Source organism: Polaromonas sp. P1_G2 (assembly GCF_056405515.1).
Genome location: NZ_JBFUBY010000176.1, coordinates 1 through 9,108, shown reverse-complemented (window position 1 = coordinate 9,108; position 9,108 = coordinate 1). Strand labels below are relative to the sequence as shown.

General features: G+C 65.3%; 7 protein-coding genes. All 7 read right to left on the bottom strand.

The features are described from left to right. Window positions 1-177: 177 nt before the first annotated feature. Window positions 178-1,050: an acetyl-CoA carboxylase, carboxyltransferase subunit beta gene (accD, locus tag AC1D0P_RS17150; RefSeq protein WP_477655129.1), complete on the bottom strand. Its 873-nt coding sequence runs from the start codon at window positions 1,048-1,050 to the stop codon at window positions 178-180. A gap of 108 nt (window positions 1,051-1,158) precedes the next feature. Beyond that, on the bottom strand, window positions 1,159-1,977 hold the full coding sequence (gene trpA / locus AC1D0P_RS17145; RefSeq protein WP_477677852.1) for a tryptophan synthase subunit alpha: 819 nt from the start codon (window positions 1,975-1,977) through the stop codon (window positions 1,159-1,161). Next, the gene (gene trpB, locus AC1D0P_RS17140; protein WP_477655131.1) at window positions 1,974-3,275 is read right to left on the bottom strand and encodes a tryptophan synthase subunit beta; all 1,302 of its coding nucleotides are present in this window, start codon (window positions 3,273-3,275) and stop codon (window positions 1,974-1,976) included. The genes trpA and trpB overlap by 4 nt, the downstream gene beginning before the upstream one ends. Further along, entirely contained in the window at window positions 3,253-3,984 is a 732-nt protein-coding gene (locus AC1D0P_RS17135; protein WP_477677851.1) for a phosphoribosylanthranilate isomerase, read from the bottom strand. The genes trpB and AC1D0P_RS17135 overlap by 23 nt, the downstream gene beginning before the upstream one ends. Further along, window positions 3,981-4,775: a tRNA pseudouridine(38-40) synthase TruA gene (gene truA, locus AC1D0P_RS17130; RefSeq protein ID WP_477677853.1), complete on the bottom strand. Its 795-nt coding sequence runs from the start codon at window positions 4,773-4,775 to the stop codon at window positions 3,981-3,983. The genes AC1D0P_RS17135 and truA overlap by 4 nt, the downstream gene beginning before the upstream one ends. A gap of 39 nt (window positions 4,776-4,814) precedes the next feature. Next, entirely contained in the window at window positions 4,815-7,529 is a 2,715-nt protein-coding gene (locus tag AC1D0P_RS17125; protein ID WP_477677850.1) for a FimV/HubP family polar landmark protein, read from the bottom strand. Window positions 7,530-7,782: 253 nt separating this feature from the next. After that, window positions 7,783-8,922, bottom strand: a complete 1,140-nt coding sequence (gene asd / locus AC1D0P_RS17120; protein WP_477677849.1) for an aspartate-semialdehyde dehydrogenase — start codon at window positions 8,920-8,922, stop codon at window positions 7,783-7,785. Window positions 8,923-9,108: the final 186 nt, after the last annotated feature.

Genomic DNA, 9,108 nt, shown 5'->3' with positions numbered 1-9,108 from the left:
GAAACAGCACTGCGCCCAGCGGGAACAGGGGAAGGGAGCTCAAGGTCAAAGCTTCTGGCATGGTTCTCATCGTGCTTTGGGGGGCCGTGAACCACATCATCCCATGTGACCCGCGCGGTGCACTTTTCGTGCGGCTAATACGCCTTGCTTCAGGGGCTATTCAGGCTTGCCAGGTTCTCAACTGACGGCGTCGGCCGGTTGCCTGAGCAGCATGGCCAGTGAACTGGCCACGGTCTTGCGCAGTTCGCGGCGGTCGCAGATGAAGTCGATCGCGCCTTTGGTCTGCAGGAACTCGGCGCGCTGGAAGCCTTCCGGCAGCGTCACGCGCACGGTGGATTCAATCACGCGCGGGCCGGCAAAACCGATCAGGGCCTTGGGCTCGGCAATGACCACATCGCCGACAAAAGCGAAGCCGGCACTCACCCCGCCCATGGTCGGGTCGGTCAATACGCTGATGTAGGGCAGGCCTTTTTTGGCCAGGCGCGTCAGGGCGGCATTGGTTTTGGCCATCTGCATGAGGCTCAAAAGCCCTTCCTGCATGCGCGCGCCGCCGGTGGCGGTAAAGCAGATGAAGGGCACTTTTTGCTCGATGGCGGCGTGCACGCCGCGAACGAAGCGCTCGCCCACCACACTGCCCATGCTGCCGCCCATGAAGTCGAACTCAAAGCAGGCCACGACCACGCCTATGCTGTGCACCGCGCCGCCCATGACGATGAGCGCATCGGTTTCCTGGGTGTTTTCCAGGGCTTCTTTCAGGCGTTCGGGGTATTTGCGGCTGTCCTTGAACTTGAGGGCGTCGACCGGCAGCACTTCCTGGCCCAGCTCGTAGCGGCCTTCCGGATCCAGGAAGGCGTCCAGCCGGGCGCGGGCGCCTATGCGGTGGTGATGGCTGCATTGCGGGCAGACGTTCTGGTTTTTTTCCAGGTCGGTCTTGTAGAGCACCGCTTCACAGCTGGGGCATTTGATCCACAGGCCCTCGGGCACCTGGCGGCGTTCCGTCGGGTCGGTGGGGCTGATTTTTGGGGGAAGCAGTTTTTCTAGCCAAGACATGAAGTCAGTCCTTGTAGTGTCGGGCGGGGCCTGGGGCCCCGCCGGGCGAAAAGCGCAATTATGCGCCGGTTTCCCCAGGCTTCAACCCGGTACCGGCCGGCGCAAAAGTCAGTCCAAAGCAGTACGGATTTCCGTCAAAAACGCCTGTGCGACGGCCGCTACCTTGTCGCGCGGCTGGTTTTCGATCAGCTGGATGATCTTGCTGCCGATGACCACGGCATCGGCCACCTTGCYGATGGCCTTGGCCGTGGCTGCGTCGCGGATGCCGAAGCCCACGCCCACCGGCACGTTCACATGTTTGCGTATGCGCGGCAGCATGGCCTCGACGGCGTCCACGTCCAGCGTGCCCGCGCCGGTCACGCCCTTGAGCGAGACGTAGTAGACATAACCGCTGGCGACGCCGGCCACCTGGGCCATGCGAGCGTCAGTGCTGGTGGGGGCCAGCAGAAAAATCAGGTCCATGCCGTGCGCACGCAGCCGGGCGGCGAATTCCACGCATTCCTCGGGCGGGTAGTCGACGATGAGCACGCCATCCACGCCGGCCTGGGCGGCGTCGCGGATGAAGGCGCTTTCGGTCTTGCTGCCGCCGTGCTTGATGTCGTAGCGCTCCACCGGGTTGGCGTAGCCCATCAGGACCACGGGCGTTGCACTGTCCTTGGCGCGGAACTGACGCACCATCTCCAGCACCTGGGCCAGGCCGACGCCGAAGGACAGGGCCTTGTCGCCGGCTTTCTGGATCACCGGGCCATCGGCGCTGGGGTCGGAAAACGGCACGCCCAGCTCGATCACGTCGGCGCCGCCGGCCACCATGGCGTGCATCAGCTCGGGCGTGACGTCGGCAAACGGGAAGCCCGCGGTGACGTAGGGGATCAAGGCCTTGCGGCCCTGGCTTTTCAGCGTGGAGAAGGTAGAGGCAATGCGGCTCATGACTGCACCCCGCTTCCCTTGGCGCCGCTGGCATCGAAGGACGCCGGCGAAGCCGACCCGCCCTTGACGGACAGGCCGCGCATGGACGGCCGGTCGTAGAAGTCGGCCCCCGAGAGGTCGGCCACCGTGCCGATGTCCTTGTCGCCGCGGCCCGAAAGGCAGACGAGCAGGCTCTGGTCGCTGCGCATGCTGCGGGCCATTTTCATGGCGCAGGCCACGGCATGGCTGGATTCGAGCGCCGGAATGATGCCCTCGGTGCGGCACAGGTAGTGGAAGGCCTCCAGGGCTTCCTTGTCGGTGATGCCGACGTATTCGGCGCGGCCTATGTCCTTGAGGAAAGCGTGTTCAGGGCCCACGCCGGGGTAGTCGAGCCCGGCGCTGATGCTGTGGGTTTCGGTGACCTGGCCGTCCTCGTTTTGCAGCACATAGGTGCGGTTGCCATGCAGCACGCCGGGCAGGCCGCGCTGCAGCGAGGCCGAGTGCTTGCCGCTTTCCAGGCCTTCGCCGGCCGCTTCCACGCCGATCAGGCGGGTTTTGGCGTGCTGGATGTAGGGGTGGAAGATGCCCATGGCATTGCTGCCGCCGCCCACGCAGGCGATCACCGCGTCGGGCTGTTTGTTGCCGATGAATTCCGGCATCTGCTGCAGGCATTCAGCGCCGATCACGCTCTGGAAGTCGCGGACCATCATGGGGTAGGGGTGCGGGCCCGCCACCGTGCCGATGATGTAAAAGGTGTTGTCCACGTTGGCGACCCAGTCGCGCATGGCCTCGTTGAGCGCGTCTTTCAGCGTCTTGCTGCCGCTTTCAACCGGCACCACCGTGGCGCCCAGCAGGTTCATGCGGTAGACGTTGGGGCTCTGGCGCTTGACGTCCTCGCTGCCCATGTAGACCACGCATTCCAGGCCGTAGCGCGCGCAGATCGTGGCGGTGGCCACGCCGTGCTGGCCGGCGCCGGTCTCGGCGATGACACGCGGCTTGCCCATGCGGCGTGCCAGCATGGCCTGGCCTATGGTGTTGTTGATCTTGTGGGCGCCGGTGTGGTTGAGGTCTTCGCGCTTGAGGTAGATCTGCGCGCCACCCTGTTCGCGGCTCATGCGCGCGGCATGGTAGATCGGGGAGGGGCGGCCCACGAAATGCGCCAGTTCGGACTGGAATTCGGCGATGAACTCCGGGTCGTGCTGGTATTTGGCGTAAGCGTCTTTCAGCTCGTTGATCGCATGGGTCAGTGTTTCCGAAACGAAACTGCCGCCGTAAATTCCGAAATGGCCTGAAACGTCAGGCTGGTGGTACTCGTACATGATGGGGACTCTTTGCAAGTAACTCGTCGGCGGCGCGAACGGCCGCGACGAACTGGTTGATTTTGTCGGCGCTTTTGATTCCCTTGGAAATCTCGACGCCGGAACTGACATCAACGGCCAGCGTTGTGCAACGCGGCCTGACTTGCGAAATGCCATCGATCACGTTTGCAGGCGTCAATCCACCAGACAAAACGAGGTGAGCGCTGACGTTTGGAGGAAGAAGTGACCAATTGAATGTTTTCCCGCCGCCGCCATAACCTTCGACATGAGCGTCGAGAAGGATGGCTTGTGCGGCCTTGAAGTCCTGGGCGTATTTTACGAGATCAAAGCCGCCTGGGGAGCCCGGGGTGTTTTCGGCTGATTTTTCACCTAATGGGATGCGTGCCGCGCGCATGAAGGGCCGGCCGGCTGAAAGGCAGTCTTCAGGCGTCTCGTCCCCGTGAAACTGCAGAAAGGCCGTGGGGATGAGGGCGCAGGCGGCGCTGATTTGGGTTGCGGGCGCGTTGACGAAGAGCAGCACCGGCGTGATGAAGGGCGGCAGGCGGCGGGCCAGTTCGGCGGCGCGTCCGGCCGTCACGTAACGCGGGCTGGTCTCGTACATCACAAAACCGACCGCATCCGCGCCGGCCTCCACGGCGGCATCCACGTCTTCTTCACGGGTCAGGCCGCAGATCTTGATGCGGGTACGGGTGGTGGGTGCGGGCGTCATGGCAACCAATCATAGGCGGGTGTGCGAGCCGGGAGGCCGTAGTGGTCTTCATAGACCGGCCCCAGAAAATACAGGCCGTCCGGCGAAAACGTGGGCGCGGCGGCATCGCGGCTGCGCGCGGCCATCACCCCGGCCAGCCAGTCCGGCGGGTAGTTGCCCTGGCCTATGGCGACCAAGCAGCCCATGATGTTGCGGATCATGTGGTGCAAAAAGGCGTTGGCCTCGAACTCGAAGCGCCAGTATCGGGCACCTGGATCGCCGCGGTGCGAAATCTCAATGCGGCTGATGGTTTTGACGGGGGACTTGGCCTGGCACTGCGCGGCGCGGAAGGAGCTGAAATCATGTTCGCCGACCAGGTAGGTGACGGCCTGCCGCATGGCCGCCTCGTCCAGCGGCCGGTAGACCCAGCCGACGCRCCCGGCTTCCACGCTGGGCCGCACCGGGGACTCCAGCACCACATAGGCATAACGGCGGGCGATGGCGCTGCCGCGGCAATGGAATTCATCGGGGACCTCACGCGCCCACTGCACGGCGATGTCTGAGGGCAAAAAGGCGTTGGTGCCGCGCACCCAGGAGGCGATGTCGCGCTGCAGGGGCGTATCGAAGTGCACGACCTGCATCAGGCCGTGCACGCCTGCGTCGGTGCGGCCCGCGCACAGGGTGCGGATGGACTGGGCGGCGAATTTGCCCAGCGCCAGTTCCAGTTTGTCCTGCACCGTGTTGCCCGAAAGCTGGCTTTGCCAGCCTTCGTAGCCGCTACCGCTGTAGCTGACGCCGAGTGCAATCCTCAYGGGAGGGGACGCAGTGAACGCGGCGCGTTCAGGCTGCGCTCACGACAAGGCGTTCAGGAAGGCCTGCGCCTTGACCTTCAGCGGGCCCTTGGCTTCGGCCATCACCTCTTCGGCCAGGGACCTGGCGCCATCCGAATCGCCCAGCGAACGGAATTCTTCGGCCAGCAGGAATTTGGTTTCCAGCGGGTCGTCGGACATGACTTCCATCGGGTGGTCCGGGCTTTCCGTCGTGGGGCCGTTCAGGTCCAGCGACAGCGAACCGAGGTCGAACTCCAGCATGCCGTTGTCAGTTACCGGCTCTGGCGCCGGGGCTGCCGCCGCTTTCACGGGGGCGGGCGCCGGTTTGGGGGCCGGTGTGAACGGTTCGGGCGTGAAGTTCAAGCCTTCGTCGAGGAAAGAGGCATCGGGCGCGGCCTCGGCGGGTTTGGCGGCCGGCGCAGGTGGCTTGGCCGTGGGCAAGGCCACCGTGGCGCTGCTGAAATCCATGTTCAGCGGGGCCGGTTCCTGCGCTTTCATGGCCACCGTGGGCTCGACGCGCGCGGGAGCGGGCGGCGGAGGTGGCGGGGCCGAGATCACGGCCGGGGTGGTGGCCGCACCGGGTTCGTCATCGAGTGAGAAGTCCAGGTCAAGGTCGACATCCATCGAAGGCGTGGGCGCGGGAACATGCGCCGGCTGGGCGACCATGGCCACGGTGCCGCCCGGGCTGAACGCCGAGGTGCCGCCCGCATGGGCGCTGCCGGCTGGCTGTCCGCCTGGCTGGTACATCGGGTTGGCGGGGTCCAGTTCACGGCCCATCTCGGTGATGTAAGCCCATTCGGGGCCGCTGCCGTGGGTGAGGTTGAACGCCTCGATGGCCACGGTTTCAAAGGCCTTGCTGTCGCGGCGCTTGGCGTAGATTTCCATCAGCTTGGCATGGATGGCGACGCGCATCGGGCTGGTGCGCATGGCCTCCTTCAGGATTTCCTCGGCCTGCAGGTCTCGTCCATAGGCCAGATACACATCAGCTTCGGCTACCGGGTCGACGTCGCCAGCGGCATCCAATTGACTCGGCGAGTACACCAGGGACGAGCCCGTGGCGTTGCCTTCATTCGTGTCAATTCTTTGGCCGCCGCTGGCGCCGAAAAAAGAATCCGGCTGCAGCCTGCTTTCGAGGAAGGAGCTGTCGACCTGGGCCGCACCGCCACGCTGGCGATAGCGGTAAAAGCCGAAACCGGCCAGCAGCAGCAGCAGGCCGCCGGCGATGGGGAGTACCAGCGGGTTGTCGAGCAATTCGTCGACCAGGCTGGGTTCGGGCGGCGGCGGCGGGACTGCCACGGGCTTTTTGGCGGCGGCCACAGCCGGCGCGACCGCGGCACTGGCGGCCGGTGCGGGCTGGGAGGCTGCAGCTATCGGGGCCACGCTGGTGGAAGCTTCGGATGCGGAAGCGGCCGCAGCTGGCGCGCTGCTGGCGGTCGCCGGCGTGACGGCAGCAGTCGAGGCTGGTGCGGGTGTCACGCCCGGGGCGGCGGCGGATGGCGCCGCGGGTGCAGGCGTTGCGGCCGGGGCGGGGGTGGGGGCCGCCAGGGTTGGCACGCTGGCAGGCGCGGGAACCGCCACACCGGGGGCTTTTGCCGCACTGGCTGCGGGCGCCGCCGTGGGGGCGCCGCCCAGCTTGTTCAGTTCGCTGATGTTCTTGGACAGCTCGGCCACGCGCGTGGAGGCCTCCTTGGCCTGGCGTTCCTTGGCGATCTTGTCTTCGGCCGCTGTGGGGGCTGCCTTGCCCTGGACGGCGCCCTTGGAGAGGGTCAGCTTGTCGGGGGTGGTGCTGGCGGGCGCGCGGTCTTCGACCTTGGCCTGCACCTTGCCGCCGGCCTGGCGGTCCGCGCTGGCCATCTGGGTGGCCGGCACGCCTTCGGCGAGCTTGCGGCGGAAACTGTTGAAGTCCTTGCTTTGCGCGACGATGGTCTGGGTGGCTTCGCCGGCGGAAAGCGCTCCGGCCGTTTCGGCGCTCGGGATGTCGAGCACTGCGCCCGACTTGATGCGGTTCACGTTGCCGCCGATGAAGGCGTCGGGGTTGCTGCGCAACAGGGCGACCAGCATCTGGTCCAGCGACACGCTGGCGGGCTTGTTCTGGGCGGCGATCTTGCCGGCGGTGTCACCGGCTTTAACGGTGACCTGTTTGTCACCGCCGGCCGGCACTTTTTCGAGGGGCGCGGCAGGGGCCTTGGCGACCGGCGCGGGCCGGGTGCTGGGGCCGGCCGGCGGCGAATAGGGGATGGAGGCAATGCCCTTGGCGGGAGGGGCCGAGGGACGGGAAGACAGCACGGGTGCCGTGGGCGCGACCGCTGTACCCGAGCGCAGGGCCGGCGGGTCGAACAGCATGGTGTAGTCGCGTGTGATGCGGCCATTGGCCCAGCTGGCTTCCAGGATCAGGTCGACAAAAGGCTCGGTAACGGGACGGTTGCTGCTCAGGCGCAGAAAGGAGCGTCCGTCAGGGCGGCGTTGCAGGGTGACCTCGACGCCGGAAACGACGCTGCCGTATTCAAGCCCGGCCGCCTTGAAGGCGTCGACCGGCGCCACGCCGGCCTTGAGGCTGGAGGCTTCCTCCGGTTTGATGTCGGGGATCTCGATTTCGGCGCGTAGGGGTTCGCCCAATGCCGATTGAACCGTGATACGGCCCAGCGCGAGCGCGTGGGCTTCCAGACTTGCCAGGCTGCCCAGCAGTGCAATGGCACTTGCCAGGGCGCCGATACGCCAACGACCGCGATTATTCATGGGGTTGTGAGCCTCCAGTGCTCGGTCTGCATGTAACTTTATTCTGCTTAAGCGCACAAAAACCTCGATGCGAATTTTCGAAAAACAACCTTAACATCAAGGCATTAGGCTGACAAGCTAAGACACCACTTAAGTTTTGACACAGCGAGTTAGCAGCAACTTACAAGTTTCGGATGTTGTCTGACGACAACGTCTTGTGACATGTAGTTACGGATCGGCGGCTGTATGTTGGCAGCCGCTCACCTCAATTAATTCAGGCCTGCAACAGGATGCGCAACATGCGGCGCAGCGGTTCGGCGGCGCCCCACAGCAACTGGTCGCCCACGGTGAAGGCGCCCAGGTAGTCGGGGCCCATCGCCAGCTTGCGCAGGCGGCCCACCGGGATCTGCATGGTGCCGGTGACGGCCACAGGCGTGAGGTCCTTGGTGGAGGCTTCGCGCGTGTTGGGCACGACTTTGACCCATTCGTTGTCGGCCGCGATCATGGCCTCGATGTCGGCCAGCGGCACATCCTTCTTGAGCTTGAAAGTCAGCGCCTGGCTGTGGCAGCGCATGGCGCCTATGCGCACGCAGAAGCCGTCAACCGGGGTTTCGGCGGTGCCGAAGCTCGCGCCCTGGCCTAGGATCTTGTTGGTCTCGGCGCCGCCCTTCCACTCTTCCTTGCTCATGCCGTTGCCCAGGTCCTTGTCGATCCAGGGGATCAGCGAACCGCCCAGCGGCACGCCGAAGTTGGCGGTCTCAGCGGCGCCCAGGCCTTGCTGTTTGGCCAGGATGCGGCGGTCGATCTCGAGGATCGCCGACTTGGGGTCGTTCAGCAGCGTGCGGACTTCGCTATTCAGCGTGCCGAACTGCGTGAGCAGCTCGCGCATGTGTTGCGCGCCGCCGCCCGAGGCCGCCTGGTAGGTCATGCTGGTCATCCATTCGACCAGGCCGGCCTTGTACAGCGCGCCCACGCCCATCAGCATGCAGCTGACCGTGCAGTTGCCGCCGATCCAGTTGCTGCCGCCCTTGGCCAAGGCGTTCTGGATCACGGGCAGGTTGACCGGGTCCAGGATGATGACGGCGTCGTCGTTCATGCGCAGCGTGGAGGCCGCGTCGATCCAGTGGCCCTTCCAGCCGGCCGCGCGCAGCTTGGGGAAGACCTCGGAGGTGTAGTCGCCGCCCTGGGCCGTGATGATGACGTCGCACTTCTTCAGGGCTTCAATGTCAAAGGCGTCTTTCAGCGTGGTCTCGTTCTTCGCCTGGGCCGGGGCTTTGCCGCCCGCGTTGGAGGTCGAGAAGAACACCGGCTCGATCAGGTCGAAGTCGCCTTCGGCCTGCATGCGGTCGATCAGGACCGAGCCGACCATGCCGCGCCAGCCGACGAGCCCGGTGAGATTGCCTTTGAGTTTCATTTGAACTGCCCCTTCAAAAAGTACATAAAAATGGCTTTTTGGCCCGGCTCATCGAGCCGGCAGGGCACGACGAACCAGGCTTGCTAGCCTTTAATGGTGGTCGTTTTGGTGATCTGGGCAAAAACCGGCGCCGCACGTCCCGCGCGCAGGGCGGCGGGGCAGTGGGTGAAAGCGGGGTTTTTGCGC